Here is a 15,803-nt window from a genome sequence, read left to right as displayed (position 1 = left end):
AATTAAGAATAATTTTGTTTATTAGGGTAGTTCAAAAGCACCCTAACCTTTTAATGATCCTCGAACATGGAAGACTTGAGCTTGAAGGCCTATCCCGATGTAAAACAGAGCTTTGGAGTTCTGGGCATGTATTTCCTATTTACTTTACTGGCCACATTGATTATTATACCCTTGAATGGTTTGATCGATAAAGAGCTTCAGTTCTTTCTGATCTATTTGTTGATCAACGGAGCGACGCTAGCCTGGGCTTTTTTCTATCGCGCAAGAAAGTCGGGTAGCAGATCTTTTTCGTTCGAAACAAAGGATTATCGGTTAATTGTTCCGGTTGTAATTGCAACAATCGCGCTGTTAATTGGCGTCGTCAGCCCGATTTTAAGCGTCATCCCGATGTCCGATTTTCTGAAAAAGGTATTGCAGGAGATGGGCGAAATGAAGGGCATGTTTGGCTTTCTGACAGTTGTTATTGCTGCTCCTATTTTTGAAGAGTTGATTTTCAGGGGTATCATTCTGGATGGCTTGCTGAAAAAATACGGGGCGACGAAAGCAATCCTTTTGTCGAGCCTCTTGTTTGGTATCGCTCACCTGAATATTCCGCAGTTCGTGGTTGCTTTTACGGTTGGGGTATTGATGGGCTGGGTTTACGTTAACACCAAAGACCTGTGGTTTACTATTTTAATCCACTTTACATGCAATTTAACTTCTTTCATTTCAGACTATTCCGGCGAAGATCCGACCTCCGGCGGTAGTATTACAGACTACTATGGCGGCGTGGATCGCTTTCTTTTTGTCACACTGTTGGCTCTAACAGTTTTAGGAGTGAGTTTGTATCACCTTCGTCATCTTTTCAGAGATAAACAATAAGGATCAATTTGTTTGGTTCCTGGGGATAAAAAAAGCTGAAGACAATCGGGTTGTCTCCAGCTTTCATTTGAGTCTCCGTTTATCAACTTTCGTGATAAATCAGTACAGGTATTGGGCTGTCTTTTACTAAATCTTTGGTTGTGCTTTTCCCGAAAAACTCGCGAATGAAGTTTTTGTTCTCTTTCAACAGAACGACTAAGTCGGCATAATTCCGTTTACTGAAATCTTTGATTCCGCGAACAATCTTTTCTGATTTTGTTTCGGTAACTTCTATCCCTCGTAAGGCGGGATTTTGTTCCAACTGCTCCCTGAAACCATCGTTCTTCAAATGCGCTTCGTACTTGTCATCTTTATTAACATGGAAAACAGTAATTGAAGCAACAACTTTTCGGGCAATGTTTGAAAGATGTTTGACGACTTCCATATCTTTTTCGTTGTAGTCGGAGGCGTAGACAATTTTTCGGATCGGGTGGTATTCCGATTCAAGAGGGAAGGCGTACACCGGATGATCGGTGCCTTCAATCAGGTCAATTGACGGTTGGTTCGAATCCTGGTCGGGCAGGTTTGGAACCAGTACCATCTCAATATCATTTCGCGATGAAATGTCGGCTGCCAAAATTTGTACGGAGCCTGGTACAACTTTGAAACTATAAGAAACCGGGATTTCCATCGATGCATTTTTTATGCTGAGTACCTTCTGCAGCACACGCGAGCGATTTTCAACAAAGTCGTTCGGGACGGTGTCGGCTGTAATACCTCCAGTGTTGAAATTACTGGTCATTGGATCAGCCGGAATAACCGGTTCTTCGACCACATGGACAAACTCGAGTGGCAAGCCCAGGTCGCGGGCAAAACGTACAGAGTAGTCTACAATCCGTTCAATCTGATTGAAAGGATAGGCAAATACTAATATCTTTTTCATGGCAATTATTTTTAGTTGTTATTGTTCTGTCTTCTTATTTGGTAAAAAGAAGAAGAGCCCTGTTTTGCAGAGCCCTTCTTCTTTGCAGTATGCTGCAAATCAGTCATACCTGTCGTTGGCGGAGGTGAAACCGCCAGTACAATTTTTTACAATTTATCTCCTGTACCGGAAGATGAGACTCTTGTCATTTTAGTTGTCGTTTCTGATTTTTTGTTTAGTCTAACCGTTTCCGGCTAGTAGGCTTGACCGCAACAATTAGTTCGACGAAACTTTGTGAGCTTCTTTGTCTATCTTGTTGTTGATGGTTTGTTTCACCTGCTCGGCTTTTGCTTTGATTTCAGCTTCTGTTTTGTCTTTCACGTGTTTTACCTGGTCTTCCAAGTCATCCAGTTTTTTGTGAATAGATTTTGAAACCTCATTGGTCATTTTGCGTGTTTTGCGCATTAGTTTTTTGCGTGTTCTGCTTCCTTTGTTAGGAGCAACCAAAATTCCTGTCAATACACCTGCTGCTGCGCCGGCAGCCAATCCGATTACTAAATTCACTGTTTTGTTCATAGCTTTTGAAATTTAAAAATTAATAACTGTTGTTCTGTTTTCAAGTTCCTATCGGAAACCTCTTATACCGCCTGCTATTACCGAAAGTAGAAGCAACACGATGAAAATGAAGAAAATAATTTTGGCTATTTCGGCAGCGCCGGCTGCAATTCCGCCAAATCCAAAAATTGCAGCAATAATGGCGACAACGAGGAAAATTAAAACGTAACGTAACATGGTAATTTGGTTTTAAAATTTAAGGCCTGCAAACACTTGGATAACTCTGTTCTTGGCATCTCCCAGCAGCATTTCTGCTGATTGATCATCGCGGGCAACAGGGTTGAAGCCCATGCTGTAGTCGAATCCGATCAGGAGCGGATCCAGGTCGAAAGTCATCCCGGCGGTCAGACCGTAATCAAACTTGTTAAAGTTATCCCGGTCAATCTCCTCGTTCTCATTGATACCGAAGTTGTTCAAAATAGTTGCATCTGTGTCCACATTTGCATGGGCCAGGTAGCCAACGTATGGGCCAACCTGAAATGAGAAATCTTCGGCAAGATTGAAAACCAGCAGTACGGGTAAATCAATGTAGTGGAGTTTAAACTGGCTGTCGCCATCAACTCCGGTGGTGTTGTCGTAGGAGTAGTTCAACCCTTTCACCGAATACAGTAATTCGGGTTGAATAGCGAATCGATCGCTGAGCGGGATCTTATCAAATGCTCCGACATGAAATCCGAATTTCAGGTTTTTGTCGGAATTATCATCAATCGTTAAACTGCTCATATTTAAACCACCTTTCAATCCAATTGCCGAATTTTTTCTGTCAGTATAATCCTGTGCTCCGGCTGGCTTTGCTGCCATCAGTCCGGTAAAAACGGTAAGCGCTACAATAATTTTTTTCATGTTGTTTGTTCAATTTTATTAGACGTCCAGGTCGCCGCGTTCGGCTGCCCGTTGAAGTTTCTTATTGGCCATGATGGCAACTTCCACTCTTCGGTTTTTCTGGCGACCCGCTTCAGTTGAGTTGTCAGCAACCGGCATGCTTTCGCCGTAACCTTCTAACTGCAGGCGGGATGAAGCCACATTCAGATTGGTTAACCGCAAGGCAACCGATTCGGCGCGGGCTTCCGAAAGTGCCAGGTTATATTGTTCTGATCCTTTGTTATCAGTGTATCCTTCAATCAGGATATTAGTGTCATCATATTTTTGCAATGTTTCGGCCAACTCGGCAATATTTTCTTCGGCCTCGGGTGTCAAAGCGCTTTGGTCGAAGCCGAACAAAATACCGGAGTCGAATGTGATTTTAATTCCTTCGCCAACTCGTTCAACTGTTGCGCCCTCCAGGTCTGCGGCGAGTTCTTCCGCCTGTTTGTCCATATATCGTCCAATCAATGCGCCGGCTGTTCCTCCGATCGCGGCCCCAATAATTGCTCCTTCTGCTGTGTGATCGGATCCCGATCCGATGATTCCCCCGATGGCTCCCCCGGCTCCGGCACCAATTGCTCCACCTTTCAAAGTACGTGAGCTGTTACACGAATTCAGGACGACAGAGCCTGCAATCATCAGGCTTAGAAAGAGTACCCGTTGGGGTTTAAAAGTTTTCGTTTTCATAGAACTGCTATTTAGTGTTTCGCTTACCTTTAGTTCGATATCTGTGCCATTTGTTTTGGGAAATGTAATTTTGCTGTATCTAATGAACAGTAGATCAGTGCTTAAATTTGTGTTGGTGTCATTTGTGGTAAATTGTTTCTGCAACGGTTTTATGCTTCGGAGCCTCCACAGTTTGATGCAATTTCTACACAATTGCGCTTGGATGAAGCTGGGGGGCGGGCAGATTTGGTGAATGCGACTAGTGCAGGATAGCTGTGGTTTCGCGTGAAATTCTTTCCACAATTTCCACAACTTTGTGGCTTGTTCGTTTGTATTAGATGATATGTGAAGCCCCGGAACCCTTGGTTTGAGCTGCCTTGCCTTGTTGGCACAATTCTTTCTTTCAGGAATAGTAAAATAATACCTGTTTAAATATGAAAACTCCAAGCCTCACCCAAGTTGCTCTTTTTCTTTTCTGCAGTTCGATCGTTATTTTAGGACTCATTCTCGCCAAGAATATTTTAATACCTCTGGCGGTGAGTGTGTTTTTTGCTTATTTATTATATCCGGTCGTCGAAAAGATTGAGCATTGGGGTGTACAACGTGGTTTGGCGATTTTCCTCATTATTCTTTTAGCTCTGGCTATCATTGGTACGATCATCCTGTTAGTCTCGATTCGGATATCGAATCTGAATTTTGATTTCTCGCAGATGAAAGCACAGGTTGATACGAAGATCGATTCGCTGATTGCGATTTTGGAAGAACGACTTCGGCTAAACTCTCATACGCTGGATGGCTATTTCAACCGGATTTCAGAGAATGTTTTTAAATCTTGGGAAACCAAGTTGGGAACTTTTTTCTCGGCGACAACAACGACCATTTTTCAGGTGCTCATTCTGCCGGTTTATACGTTCTTTCTTCTTTTCTATCGCACCAAAACAGCTCATTTTATCATCCGCCTGGTTCGGCGTAAGGATCGGGCAAAAGTAGTTAAAATTATGCGCGAGGTGTCGCACGTAACGACGCGGTATATGGGTGGCTTGCTGATTGTAATTTTGATACTGGCGGTATTGAACAGCATTGGTTTGGTAATTATCGGGGTACCACATGCCATTTTGTTCGGAATCGGTGCAGCGGTCTTAAACCTGATTCCCTATATCGGTACGTTTGTTGGTGGCTTGCTTCCTGTTTTGTACGTGTTTTTTACCGAGCAGGAACCATTTCAGATGATTGTCCAAATCTTCCTGCTTTTCTGGATCGTTCAGCTCCTTGAGAACAACCTGATCACGCCAGGAATTGTGGGGAGCAATATCAAGATCAATCCGTTTGCCATCATTTTTAGCTTATTACTCGGGAACTTGATTTGGGGTGTCGCCGGAATGCTGATTGTTGTGCCGCTGCTGGCTATTCTGAAAATTATTATGCGCAATGTTGAGGATCTTCAACCTTTTGCCTATTTAATTAGCGACCGCGGGGTGGAGAATCATAAAATTCGGTTTAATAAATGGCGTAACTTGTTGAAGCGAAAGAATGGAGAAGGAGGAGCTAACGATTAAACATGAAGCAGAAGTTAAACAGTATTTGGAAAATTTTTAGAAAGGCGATCGTACATTTTCTGGATAATCGTCCGATTCAGCTGGCCGGAACAACGGCTTACTTTGCCATTTTCTCGACAGCTCCAATCCTGATCATTATTATTTCGGTTTTCGGGTATCTGGCCGGGCAAAGCACGATTCGCGGAAAGTTGTTCGACGAATTGAATGTGCTGGTTGGTTCGGAGAGTTCAAGCCTGCTGCAGGATGCCATCGATAATTATAAAATTGCCGAAAACAGCGGGATTGGTTCTATTATCGGGATTATTCTGTTCCTGGTTTTTGCCACCACTTTGTTTACGGTAATGCAGGATTCGATCAACTATATCTGGCGGGTAAAAGTGAAGTCAAATTTCAAAATGAACCTGCTGAAACTGGTCATGGATCGCCTGGCATCCTTCGGCGTCATCTTGAGTATTGGTTTCGTGTTGCTCATTTCGCTGGTTGTCGACGCCGGTATTTCGGTGCTCAGTAATTTCCTGACTAACCACTTTTCGTCCAATTTCGTGTTTCTGGCCCGGTTGACGAATCATGTGTTGACTCTGGGGATTATCATGAGTGCATTCGCGTTAATCTTTCGTTTTTTACCCGATGTGGAGGTGCATTGGAGTGCCGCCTGGTTTGGCGCCGGTTTCACAGCCCTACTATTCACACTCGGGAAAATTTTAATCGGAATTTTGGTTGGCTCCAGTAATCTGGGGGCGGTCTACGGCGCAGCCAGTTCCGTCATCGTACTGCTGATGTGGGTTTACTATTCTTCGCTGATTTTCTATTTTGGCGTGCAACTTTCGTACGAGTTTTCGCGCTTTCGCCAGCATCGCAACCAACCGAATAATTACGCAATACCATTCCGTATCGATAAGGATGTTTGAGTTGAAAACATCATTTTTATCGTTCAAAAGCCTTGCCTTTATGCAGCTCAACCCAATTTGTTTAGAAAGAAGACAAATTACGCTTGCTAATAAATATGTTTTGCAAAGTTTTGTAAATTAACCTCAAAATGCAGTTCGGGTGAGAGAAAACAGAATGAGGAGATTGCTATGCCGGCGAACCGATGCCGGTGTTCGAGATCATCTTTAAACTTATTTTTGTCCAGCCCTTTGCGTTGATCATGGAATTCAAGTTTAACCAACTTTGCACTACTTGTGAAAAACGCTTATCGTAAAATAGCATTGCCGGTCGCTTTCTTTTTCTGTGTGTTGGCCGCTGCAGGTCAGAATATGCAGATAAGTTCGTACTCGGAACTGATTGAAGTGAGGGAAGACACCAGTTTCACCCGGCAGATCAACATTTTCCTCAAACAGACTGACATTCCGGTCATGTACCCGATCATTTATGATTCGGAACTTGAAAAAGTGTCCGGTCTGACAGTGTCGTATAAATCGGGGAAACGATACAAGCAGGAGAAAAGCCCGGTGATTGCGGAGAACGTGATTGATACCGATGTGGTATCGAGTAAAAAACTGAAGTCCATTGCGATTCCACCCGGAACGGAAGCACAAATTTGTTACGCGGTTTCATGCCCCGAGTTGATGTATTTTTCAAATTTGCAGTTCTTTTCATACGATAATATTGACACGCTCAAATATGAAGTCATTGTGCCGAATTCGTTCCGAATGGTACATGATATTGTTTGCCGGGATTCGTTGAGCTACCTGGTGTTGGATTCCATTCAATCGGAACAGAACATGCGATGGAAAATTGAAGTTGCTCCTCAAAAAATTCAACCTGATGCCTTGACTTTGCTTGGGATCTACAAAAACATGTCGGTGCCGTTGATGCGGATTTTGGTTGTACCTGCAAATTACCCGAAGGAAGGGGAACAGTATCTGAAAGACTGGTACCTGGGCAAGCTCGAATCCACCAGGGGACTAAGCCCGGAGGTGAAGGCGAAAATTGATGAATTAACGCAGGGCATTACTGACCAGAGGGCGATTATGGATACGCTTTACAATTACATTCGCTCGAATTTCAAGTACGTGGCTATTGAAATCGGTATGGGCGCTTTTATCCCGTCAGATGTGAACGAGGTGTTTACGAACAAGCACGGAGACTGTAAGGATTTGTCGAATCTGTTGTCAGACGCTCTGAAATACAAAGGCATCAAAAGTACGGTTGCCATGGCGTCAACCCACGACAATATTGCCGACTGTAACTTCCCTTCGATCGGTTCTGCCAATCACATTATCTGCGTTGCTTACATCGATGATCAAATGATTTTATTGGATCCGACCGACCCTCTGCATGTTCCCGGGAAATCCATTCAGGCGATCCAGGGGCGTTCCATCTTTATTTTCAATCCTGATGGCGGCTTCTTCTACGATACAGGCATTCCTCCGGCAGCCGACAACCTATTAAACTATGAGATTGATTTGACGGCGGATTCGGAACACAAAGCTATGAATGGCGTTTTTAATGCCCGGTACGGCGGTATTTCCGGTAATTTTCTGAAAGCTGTCATGTTGAACCAGAACGAAGACAAGCGGCGGTCGATTGGTGAAGATTATTACGAAGATGTATTCGGGAATCAGCGGATTTCGGATTTGAAGATTCAGCCAAAAGGGGAGAATGGGGTAGAGATTTCCGGAAATTTGGCGGTCAACGGAAAGATTTTGACAGATAATCAGAACCTGTTTCTCTTTGTCGACTTTTTGCCACCCTTGCTTGAAAACGAACCCCGCGATAAGTTGACTCCTGGAACCTACCTGGGCAACACGCTCGACAAAAAAGTCAAGCTGCGGATAAAGCTCGGTGACCCGGTAGAGTCATTTAGTCCGATTGAGAAGACTTTTACCAAGGATGATATTTCGGTGACCTATTCGGTGAGTAGTCTTTCCGAATCGGAGGTCGAATGCAAATACGAGTTTCAGCTTGGTTATATTTTGGTGAATAAAGAAAATATTGCCCGAACAAACGAGATCTTAAAATACTTCAAAAAACTGACCAATGACCCGATCTTGCTTAAACTTAAGAATTAGCAACCTGCTTCTACTGGCTTTCACTTTGCTGGTTTGTAATCGAGTGATTGCCGCCGAAACCGGAGTCGACTCCGCATTCCGGAAGCGGTGCCAAAATTCCGATGCCTATTTGCTGTATTCATACTCCGATGTGACTTTTTCGAAGTCCTTTAGCCGGTATAAAAAATACACGTCCTATCAGAATAAACTGGTAGTGAATACGAAAGCAGGAGTGGAGAAGTTTGCGTTACTCGAGCTGAGTAAGTCGGTTGCTGATCACCTGCAAACGATCCACGTCAGCACCTTGAAATGCGACGGTTCCGTTGTCGAAATGGATTCGAGCCTGGTATTCAGTCATCGTGATAAATTTGAGCAGGACGGGATACTGACTTACCCGATTCCGGGGGTTGAACCGGGCGATACAATACAGATTTCGTATGAGTATTCGGAGTTTAAAGGCGAAAATGAGACCGGTGAATTTGTGAACCTTTATCACGAGGTGCCGAGTTTGAATACCGAGTTTTCGATTCGTACGGCACCGGGGCAAACCATTCGCTACAAAGTCTACAACGGTTTGGGAGATCCGCGGATTGTAGCGAACGATACGATGATTTACTGCTTGTTTAAAAAGGAAGCGGTTGAGGGCCTGGAAGAAAATCAATACGCCTGTTTACCTTGCGAGTTGCCTTACTTTTATTACTCGGTGGTAAAAAAGGACAGTGAATACAGGGCCTGGAAGGATGTTTACAACCAGGAATTTAATTATTTGACGCAACCAATATTGTTGGATCGGGAGAATTCGACCTATTACAAACGATGGAAAAAGGATGTACTTGGCGTAGCTGCGGATAGCAGCAAGTATTACCAGCTCAATTTGTTGTTGGACAATGTGCGGAAGAATTTCGACATCCTTCCGGTGCAGGAAGGTGAGTTGTTCAAGTCGAGTGGCTATTTTCTGAAAGAGAAGCATTTTGACCTGATCAGTATTCGACGGTTTTATCGGCAGGTACTGGAAGATTTGGGAATTGATTACTGGGCAGTTTTTGCGCGGAGCAAAAGAGCCGGTCCGATCGATCCGTACTACATTCGGATTGGTGAATACGATCACATTTTTTTCGCTTTTGAGAATGAAAAGGGCGATTTGACTTTGCTTTATCCGAGTGATATGACTTACAAATACCAGATTGACGAGATTCCGACAGCCTTGTATCACACAGATGCTGTTGCGGCAAAGCCTTTTTTAACCGAGGAGAAGAAACGGAAGGACAAGTTTATCGATTATGACTTGCAATTGGCTGAGGCGGATTCGGTGACGATCAGTCTTTTTACTTTGCCGGGGATGAATGCGAATGTGAATTTCGCCAAGCAGATCCTGATTTGTCAGGTCGATTCAGCCTCGAAGGAAGTCAGTTTTAAGTCGAGCTATCAATTGTCCGGTGGTTTGTCGACTGATGTTCGAAATTTCTTCAGCACCTTGAGTCAGAACGAGGCCATGAGCAATTTTTATGGTGCAGTGGCCGAGTACGAAGACGGTGAATCGGCGATTAAAGTGGATACCATAACCGACGTCAAACTGGACTCGATCAAGCCTTTTTCGTTCCACTTGAAAGCAGAAGGACGGATTGAAAATGCCCTCACTTTTGTGAATGATAGTTTGGTCAGCCTTTCGCTCGATCAACTTATCGAGCACACCGAGATTGAAACTCCGAATGATTCAACCGAGCTGGATTATTACCTGGATTACAGCTACAGCGATTCTTTTGTCATCATTCTGACTTTTCCCTACGAAGTCGAATTGCTCGGGGCCAACGATCCGAAAAGCGAGTTGAAGAATGAAACTGGCGAGTATTCATTCAATATGAATTTGGTTGGTAACAAACAGTTAGTTATTAATTCGAGTTACAAAATTTTTGCGGATTTGATTCCCAAAACGGATTACGACCAGCTTGTGCTATTGAATGATCAGGTGAAAGAGGTGAAGAATATTCGCTTGCTTTTAAAACGCAGGAAATCGTAGTTAAAACGCTTGTTCGCGATTTGTAACGACGGCCTTTGTTTTTCCGTTAGAGCAGTTAAACCTGAAAATGAACTTGCCGATTTTGTTTAATCCGGAAAATCGAAAGTTATGATCATGCAAATCATTCGTTTGAAAACGAACTTGTCGGAGGAGGAGTTGTTGAAACGCGCTCATGAGCGAGAGCCACAGTTTAAGGCCATTCCGGGCCTGGTTCAAAAATACTATGTAAAAATGGGAGAACCCAACAGTTTTGGAGGGGTTTATGTTTGGGATTCGGAGGAGTCGTTACAGACGTTTCGGCAGTCGGAGCTGGCGGCTTCAATTCCGAAAGCTTATGAGCTTGCTGAGGCCCCCGGGATTGAAGTGTTGGATGTTTTGTTTTCGTTGAGGGAGTAGTTTAAAAAGAGAAGTCCGGGTGAAAGTATTAATCCTTTCAGCCGGACTTTTATAGTAGTTACGAAGCAAATGTTGCTTTACCTGCCTTTGATCAGCGAGATTAAAATAGAGATAACCGCGAAGACCAAAAGGATGTGGATTAAGGAGCCAACGGAGTAGACGAACACTCCCAGCAGCCAGCCGATGATTAAGATCACGGCAAGGATATATAAAATTGATCTCATGACTACAGGCTGTTAATTTCGTCCACCAATTCTTCCCGGGCTTTTCCGGTCGCTTTCTGAAGACGGCCGATCAATTCGTCTTCTTTACCTTCAGAGTAACTCAAATCGTCGTCGGTTAAATCTCCGTATTTCTGTTTCAGTTTTCCTTTAACAATATTCCATTGTCCTTTAATTTCTAATTTATCCATGACTTTATGTTTTAAGGTTAATAATATCTAGGCGTGTTGTCCTCTAAGTTGAAACAAGATGATGCCGACCAGGGTAACAAAACCACTAATGATAAGCGGAGTCCAGTTAGCTGAGCTAACAGCAACGTCCAGTCCGAGGAAGTTAAAACTGTCGGAATCATTGATTGCCTGGATCCCGAAAAAGATGATGCCGATGAATCCTGCGATGAATAGAATTGTTCCAATAATTTTCATAACGATTGGTTTTAGATGTTTGACAAGAATAGGTTCAAAAGTGTGCCAAATGCAAAAGGCAATAGCATTTTTGCGTGTTTAATGTGTTGTTGGTTAGGTGTTTGTCGGTGTTTTGGTACCTGTGCTGTCAATGTTTGATTATGTGAGATAGTGTGGTCAAATTTCCTCAAATAGAGGAACGTTAGTGCAAAATGTTCATCTTCCTATTGCCGAAAAAGAATTGTTAACAGATGGAGGTTTCGTATGTAGATTGATCGATTTGTATTGGGTTTTTCCTAAATTTAGGATGCGATCGATAACTTATTCAGGAAATTGTTGTTGTAATACATGTGGGGAAAGGTTAAACAATCTTTTGCTTGGCTGTCATTTCCCTTTGTAAAAAATCTTCCGTTAAATGGCAGAACGGGAGAGAAACGATTTCTCGAATTCACAGGCAAAACAATCAAAAACTGTTGTATGACAAATCAGTCAGAGAATTTGAATACTTCTTTATTTCAATTATCCGAGCTTATTCGTGAAACAGTAGCCAACGAAAGTCGGCCGATAAAGGAAATCCAGGAGTTGGAGACCTGGCTGTTGCAACAACTCGATAAAATAAGGGTAAGTAAGCTGGACGCAGTGGTTGAGTATCCCACCATCGAATTGCAGGAGAACAAAAAGCAGGATAGCATCTGGGTTCTGAATTCCGAGTTCGAGATCTTACATTTTGGTGGCATGCATGGTTTGCTCGAGCAAAAGTACTCGCAGCTGGAGTCGCGTCTGTTTGTTCGGGACATTTTGGAGGAAGAGGATTTTAAGCGATTCCAAGCTTGCTTTCGCGAAGCTTTGGATAAAAATACGACGCAGGAAATAGACGTTAATCTGAAATCGAACCAGGGAGAAATTGGCAATTGCAAGCTGGTTGTGGAGATGAAACTCAGCAATCCTTCCGAAGATCGCTTCATTGTATTTATCCGATGTCCCAGTAATCCCTTGGTCTACCTCGAAAATTACCAATCCGTGATTTTCGAGAACATGCCGGAAATCGATATCTATTTATTTGACAAAGAATATCGCTACTTGTTTGCTGCGGGTGGCGAAAAGAAACGCTTCAATTTTACGAATATCGATTTCGTAGGGAAGACCATTTTTGAGGCTTACGATCGCAAGACTGTAAGAAGCATTTACCCATTCTATAATAAAATTTTAAATGGTGAAAAAACCGAGGGTGAAGTTCGTTTCCGCGACGAGATCTATTACCTGGTAGGTTCTCCGCTGAAAGATGCGGAAGGAAAAACCGTGGCGGGAATCCTGATTGCACAAAATGTCACGAACGACAAGCTGATAGAGGAACAGTTGCGGAAAAGCCGGGAAGAAGCCGAAAAAGCGAACCAGGCTAAGTCGATCTTTATTGCCAATATGAGTCACGAAATTCGGACTCCGCTGAACGCCATTGTGGGTTTTTCGAACCAGTTGGCCAAAACCGATTTGAATGGAGACCAGCGGCGTCTGGTCAGACTTGTGCAAAATGCCTCGGACCACTTGATGTACCTGGTAGGGGAAGTGGTGTTTCTATTTAAACTCGGGATGGGGAAAGTCTACCTCGAGAAAGTGCCCTTCAGCCTCATGGATATATTGAGTGAGTTACAGGTGATGTTTGAAGCGCAAGCCATCGAAAATCGGCTCGACTTCGAGTTCGAGTGCGATGATCAATTGCCGGAAGCGTTGATCGGTGATCCGTTCCGTCTACGCCAAATTTTGATGAACCTGCTTGTGAACGCCATTAAATATACCGAGGCCGGTAAAGTTATTTTTCGCTGCAAATTAAAAAAGAACCTAAAACGTCGTGTTGAGCTGCGTTTCGAGGTTGAGGATACCGGCATCGGAATCAGTGCGAAAGATCTCTCCAATATATTCAACGTGTTCGAGCAGGGATCGGCGAGTACCCCCGGGCGACGGACCGGTGCCGGTTTGGGACTCGGAATCTGTAAGCGCCTGGTCGAAATGCTGAAGGGGGAAATCAAGGTCAAAAGCAAAGTGGGTGTTGGTTCGACCTTTATTGTTGAGCTGCCGTTTGAAAAGGCTAATCGGGAGTCATTGCCTAAAGATTCCAAAGAATTCTCAATGGAAGATAAAAATCTGAAAGGAAAGCGCATTCTGATTGCAGATGACGATGACCACAATTTGTTGTTGGCCGAGATGATTATGACGGGTTGGGAAACAGACCTGACGATGGCGCGTGATGGAGGCGAAGCGCTGGCTTTGCTCGAAAGCAGAGAATTTGATGCGATTTTGCTGGATATTCACATGCCGGAGATGACCGGGGTGGATCTGATAAAGAAGATTCGCTCATCGGGAAAGCAGCTCAATCACAAAACTCCCGCAATGGCTGTGACGGCGAATGCGCTGCATTCCGATTTGGCAAAGTACTTGAAAGCTGGTTTTGACGATTATTTGATTAAACCTTATAAAGAAACGGACTTGTATAACAAAATTTGTAATGCGCTGGGAATCGACGCCAAGCTGACGACCCGGAAGGCGAAAAAGGTGGAGGCAGTTCAAGCGGCTTTACAGGCTGACGAGCTGGATATGTCGGAGCTTGAAGCTACAGCTGCCGGCGATCAGGAATTTATCGGGATGATGATCAAAAACTTCCAGGGCAATGCCAAAGCGTTGATGGAAAGATTGGAACGGGAATTGGCTGATCAGAATTTCGACGGGGTAGGAGAAGCTGCTCATAAAGCGATTCCTTCTTTCAAATTCTTCAAGTTGAACGGAATTGTCGAGCGCCTTCAAAAACTGGAGGATTTGGCTCTGCGGGTGCGCAATTTCAAAGATATTCCATGCCTGGTGGACGAAACTTTGGCCGCTGTCAGGAAAGTGGATCAGGAGATCGATTTAAAATTCACGAAATCATAAAAGGAACAACGAGATATGGGAAAAATTTTGATCATCGATGACGACTCTTTCATCTGTGAGATTTTAAAAAAACACTTGAAAAACCGCAAATACCAGGTTGAAACGGCTTATTCAGCCCAAAGTGCCTTTCAAATCTTTAAAGGAAGTGCTATCGATTTGGTTCTCTGCGATTTTCGCCTGCCCGACTCAAGCGGGCTGGAAGTGTTGCAAAAAGTCCGGGCGATGAACGCCGACATTCCCGTCATTATCATGACGGCATATGCGGATGTTCGGATGGCGGTAAAGCTGATGAAAATGGGCGCCGATGATTACATCACCAAGCCAATTCAGCAGGAGGAACTGATGGGCCTTATCGAGAAACTATTGAAAAAGCCGAAGACTCAGGAACGGGTCGAATCGAAAAGTAAGCCTTCGTTTACTAATGGTGATTTTATCGTCGGCAACAGCCCTCGGATCAAGCAGGTGGTGGAATTGGCTAAAAAAGTTGCTCCCACAAACATGTCAGTAATCATTGAAGGTGAAACGGGGACCGGGAAAGAATACATTGCCCGTTTTATCCACGAAAATAGTCTGCGCAGTGGAAAACCGTTTGTGGCGATCGATTGCGGTGCGATACCGAAAGATATTGCCAACAGCGAATTGTTTGGCCACGTGAAAGGATCGTTCACCGGTGCGGTTACTGATAAGGAAGGGGTTTTCCAGAAAGCTGATGGCGGTACGCTTTTTCTCGATGAAATTGGAAACCTCACTTACGAAATTCAGTTAAAGTTACTGAGGGCGATTCAGGAGCGGGAAGTATCGCGGTTGGGTGACGATAAGAGCCGAAAGATTGATATCCGGATTATTGCGGCAACCAACGAGCAGCTCGCCAGTGATGTGCAGGAAGGTACTTTCCGCGAAGATTTGTATCACCGGATCAACGAGTTCAAATTATCCTTGCCGCCGATTCGCGAACGGGGAAATGATGTGCTGGTTTTTGTCGACAGCTTCATCAAGCAGGCCAATACCGAGTTGAGCCGTTCTATCATCGGTCTGGATAAAGACGCCGAGCAAATCTTCCTCAATTATCCGTGGTACGGTAACCTGCGCGAGTTGAAAAACGTGGTCAAACGTTCGGTGCTGCTGGCTAGCGGCGATCTGATTGATAAAACCTGCTTGCCGGTCGAAATCGTCTTTCCGGAGAAAGAAGAGCTGGCTGTGGCAGAGGTCACTGTCAATCGTTCGGACTCGATGCTGAAAAACGCGTCATCCGAAATTGAAAAACAATTAATCATGAGAACAATTCAGGAGGCTGGCTACAACAAGTCGAAGGCGGCACGAATCTTGAATATTGATAGAAAAACACTATATAATAAAATGAAGCTTTACGATATTGACTTGTAAAACTTCA

Annotated in this window: 16 protein-coding genes; 8 read left to right on the top strand and 8 right to left on the bottom strand. The window is 44.0% G+C overall.

From position 1 onward, the window contains the following. Positions 1-66: 66 nt before the first annotated feature. Positions 67-861, top strand: coding sequence for a CPBP family intramembrane glutamic endopeptidase (locus tag BC643_RS07245; RefSeq protein ID WP_120272456.1), 795 nt, complete (start codon positions 67-69; stop codon positions 859-861). A gap of 82 nt (positions 862-943) precedes the next feature. On the opposite strand, the gene BC643_RS07240 is transcribed toward BC643_RS07245, so the two are convergent. The 5 genes from BC643_RS07240 to BC643_RS07220 form a co-directional block, all read right to left on the bottom strand. Then, positions 944-1,783, bottom strand: a complete 840-nt coding sequence (locus BC643_RS07240; protein WP_120272455.1) for a universal stress protein — start codon at positions 1,781-1,783, stop codon at positions 944-946. 255 nt (positions 1,784-2,038) lie between these two features. After that, positions 2,039-2,338 carry a YtxH domain-containing protein gene (locus tag BC643_RS07235; RefSeq protein ID WP_120272454.1) on the bottom strand — a complete coding sequence of 100 codons (300 nt, stop codon included), beginning with the start codon at positions 2,336-2,338 and terminating at the stop codon, positions 2,039-2,041. A gap of 48 nt (positions 2,339-2,386) precedes the next feature. Then, entirely contained in the window at positions 2,387-2,554 is a 168-nt protein-coding gene (locus BC643_RS07230; protein ID WP_120272453.1) for a DUF1328 family protein, read from the bottom strand. 12 nt (positions 2,555-2,566) lie between these two features. Further along, positions 2,567-3,220 carry a porin family protein gene (locus tag BC643_RS07225; RefSeq protein WP_120272452.1) on the bottom strand — a complete coding sequence of 218 codons (654 nt, stop codon included), beginning with the start codon at positions 3,218-3,220 and terminating at the stop codon, positions 2,567-2,569. An 18-nt stretch (positions 3,221-3,238) separates the two neighbouring features. Continuing rightward, positions 3,239-3,928, bottom strand: a complete 690-nt coding sequence (locus BC643_RS07220) for an OmpA family protein (protein WP_120274189.1) — start codon at positions 3,926-3,928, stop codon at positions 3,239-3,241. 413 nt (positions 3,929-4,341) lie between these two features. On the opposite strand from BC643_RS07220, the gene BC643_RS07215 reads away from it, so the two are divergent. From BC643_RS07215 to BC643_RS07195, 5 genes are all read left to right on the top strand, one after another. Next, positions 4,342-5,463 carry an AI-2E family transporter gene (locus BC643_RS07215; protein WP_120272451.1) on the top strand — a complete coding sequence of 374 codons (1,122 nt, stop codon included), beginning with the start codon at positions 4,342-4,344 and terminating at the stop codon, positions 5,461-5,463. 2 nt (positions 5,464-5,465) lie between these two features. Beyond that, complete coding sequence (locus BC643_RS07210) at positions 5,466-6,371, top strand: YihY/virulence factor BrkB family protein (RefSeq protein WP_120272450.1); 906 nt, start codon at positions 5,466-5,468, stop codon at positions 6,369-6,371. A gap of 273 nt (positions 6,372-6,644) precedes the next feature. After that, the gene (locus BC643_RS07205; protein WP_147377162.1) at positions 6,645-8,477 is read left to right on the top strand and encodes a transglutaminase-like domain-containing protein; all 1,833 of its coding nucleotides are present in this window, start codon (positions 6,645-6,647) and stop codon (positions 8,475-8,477) included. Continuing rightward, positions 8,446-10,473: a DUF3857 domain-containing protein gene (locus BC643_RS07200; protein WP_120272448.1), complete on the top strand. Its 2,028-nt coding sequence runs from the start codon at positions 8,446-8,448 to the stop codon at positions 10,471-10,473. Before BC643_RS07205 ends, BC643_RS07200 begins: the two co-directional genes overlap by 32 nt. Positions 10,474-10,581: 108 nt before the next feature. After that, on the top strand, positions 10,582-10,869 hold the full coding sequence (locus BC643_RS07195; RefSeq protein WP_120272447.1) for a YdhR family protein: 288 nt from the start codon (positions 10,582-10,584) through the stop codon (positions 10,867-10,869). Between the two features lie 77 nt (positions 10,870-10,946). On the opposite strand, the gene BC643_RS07190 is transcribed toward BC643_RS07195, so the two are convergent. The 3 genes from BC643_RS07190 to BC643_RS07180 are packed head-to-tail and all read right to left on the bottom strand — an operon-like array spanning position 10,947 to position 11,515. Further along, positions 10,947-11,093 carry a lmo0937 family membrane protein gene (locus BC643_RS07190; RefSeq protein WP_120272446.1) on the bottom strand — a complete coding sequence of 49 codons (147 nt, stop codon included), beginning with the start codon at positions 11,091-11,093 and terminating at the stop codon, positions 10,947-10,949. 2 nt (positions 11,094-11,095) lie between these two features. Further along, a complete protein-coding gene (locus BC643_RS07185; protein ID WP_120272445.1) occupies positions 11,096-11,281 on the bottom strand; it encodes a CsbD family protein in 186 nt (61 codons plus the stop codon). A gap of 27 nt (positions 11,282-11,308) precedes the next feature. Beyond that, positions 11,309-11,515: a hypothetical protein gene (locus BC643_RS07180; RefSeq protein ID WP_120272444.1), complete on the bottom strand. Its 207-nt coding sequence runs from the start codon at positions 11,513-11,515 to the stop codon at positions 11,309-11,311. Positions 11,516-11,971: 456 nt separating this feature from the next. On the opposite strand from BC643_RS07180, the gene BC643_RS07175 reads away from it, so the two are divergent. Both BC643_RS07175 and BC643_RS07170 read left to right on the top strand, forming a co-directional pair. Next, the gene (locus tag BC643_RS07175) at positions 11,972-14,413 is read left to right on the top strand and encodes a hybrid sensor histidine kinase/response regulator (RefSeq protein WP_170154489.1); all 2,442 of its coding nucleotides are present in this window, start codon (positions 11,972-11,974) and stop codon (positions 14,411-14,413) included. Between the two features lie 15 nt (positions 14,414-14,428). Next, entirely contained in the window at positions 14,429-15,796 is a 1,368-nt protein-coding gene (locus BC643_RS07170; protein WP_120272442.1) for a sigma-54-dependent transcriptional regulator, read from the top strand. Positions 15,797-15,803: the final 7 nt, after the last annotated feature.

Source organism: Mangrovibacterium diazotrophicum (assembly GCF_003610535.1).
GTDB lineage: Bacteria > Bacteroidota > Bacteroidia > Bacteroidales > Prolixibacteraceae > Mangrovibacterium > Mangrovibacterium diazotrophicum.
The sequence above is the reverse complement of the archived record's forward strand: the minus strand, read 5'-3'. Positions and strand labels throughout refer to the sequence as shown.

Coding starts and splice junctions, on each gene's coding strand:
- BC643_RS07220 (WP_120274189.1), bottom strand. CDS start 3,928: ATGAAAACGAAAACTTTTAAACCCCAACGGGTACTCTTTCTAAGCCTG.
- BC643_RS07175 (WP_170154489.1), top strand. CDS start 11,972: ATGACAAATCAGTCAGAGAATTTGAATACTTCTTTATTTCAATTATCC.
- BC643_RS07195 (WP_120272447.1), top strand. CDS start 10,582: ATGATCATGCAAATCATTCGTTTGAAAACGAACTTGTCGGAGGAGGAG.
- BC643_RS07180 (WP_120272444.1), bottom strand. CDS start 11,515: ATGAAAATTATTGGAACAATTCTATTCATCGCAGGATTCATCGGCATC.
- BC643_RS07170 (WP_120272442.1), top strand. CDS start 14,429: ATGGGAAAAATTTTGATCATCGATGACGACTCTTTCATCTGTGAGATT.
- BC643_RS07190 (WP_120272446.1), bottom strand. CDS start 11,093: ATGAGATCAATTTTATATATCCTTGCCGTGATCTTAATCATCGGCTGG.
- BC643_RS07240 (WP_120272455.1), bottom strand. CDS start 1,783: ATGAAAAAGATATTAGTATTTGCCTATCCTTTCAATCAGATTGAACGG.
- BC643_RS07225 (WP_120272452.1), bottom strand. CDS start 3,220: ATGAAAAAAATTATTGTAGCGCTTACCGTTTTTACCGGACTGATGGCA.
- BC643_RS07185 (WP_120272445.1), bottom strand. CDS start 11,281: ATGGATAAATTAGAAATTAAAGGACAATGGAATATTGTTAAAGGAAAA.
- BC643_RS07235 (WP_120272454.1), bottom strand. CDS start 2,338: ATGAACAAAACAGTGAATTTAGTAATCGGATTGGCTGCCGGCGCAGCA.
- BC643_RS07200 (WP_120272448.1), top strand. CDS start 8,446: ATGACCCGATCTTGCTTAAACTTAAGAATTAGCAACCTGCTTCTACTG.
- BC643_RS07215 (WP_120272451.1), top strand. CDS start 4,342: ATGAAAACTCCAAGCCTCACCCAAGTTGCTCTTTTTCTTTTCTGCAGT.
- BC643_RS07230 (WP_120272453.1), bottom strand. CDS start 2,554: ATGTTACGTTACGTTTTAATTTTCCTCGTTGTCGCCATTATTGCTGCA.
- BC643_RS07210 (WP_120272450.1), top strand. CDS start 5,466: ATGAAGCAGAAGTTAAACAGTATTTGGAAAATTTTTAGAAAGGCGATC.
- BC643_RS07245 (WP_120272456.1), top strand. CDS start 67: ATGGAAGACTTGAGCTTGAAGGCCTATCCCGATGTAAAACAGAGCTTT.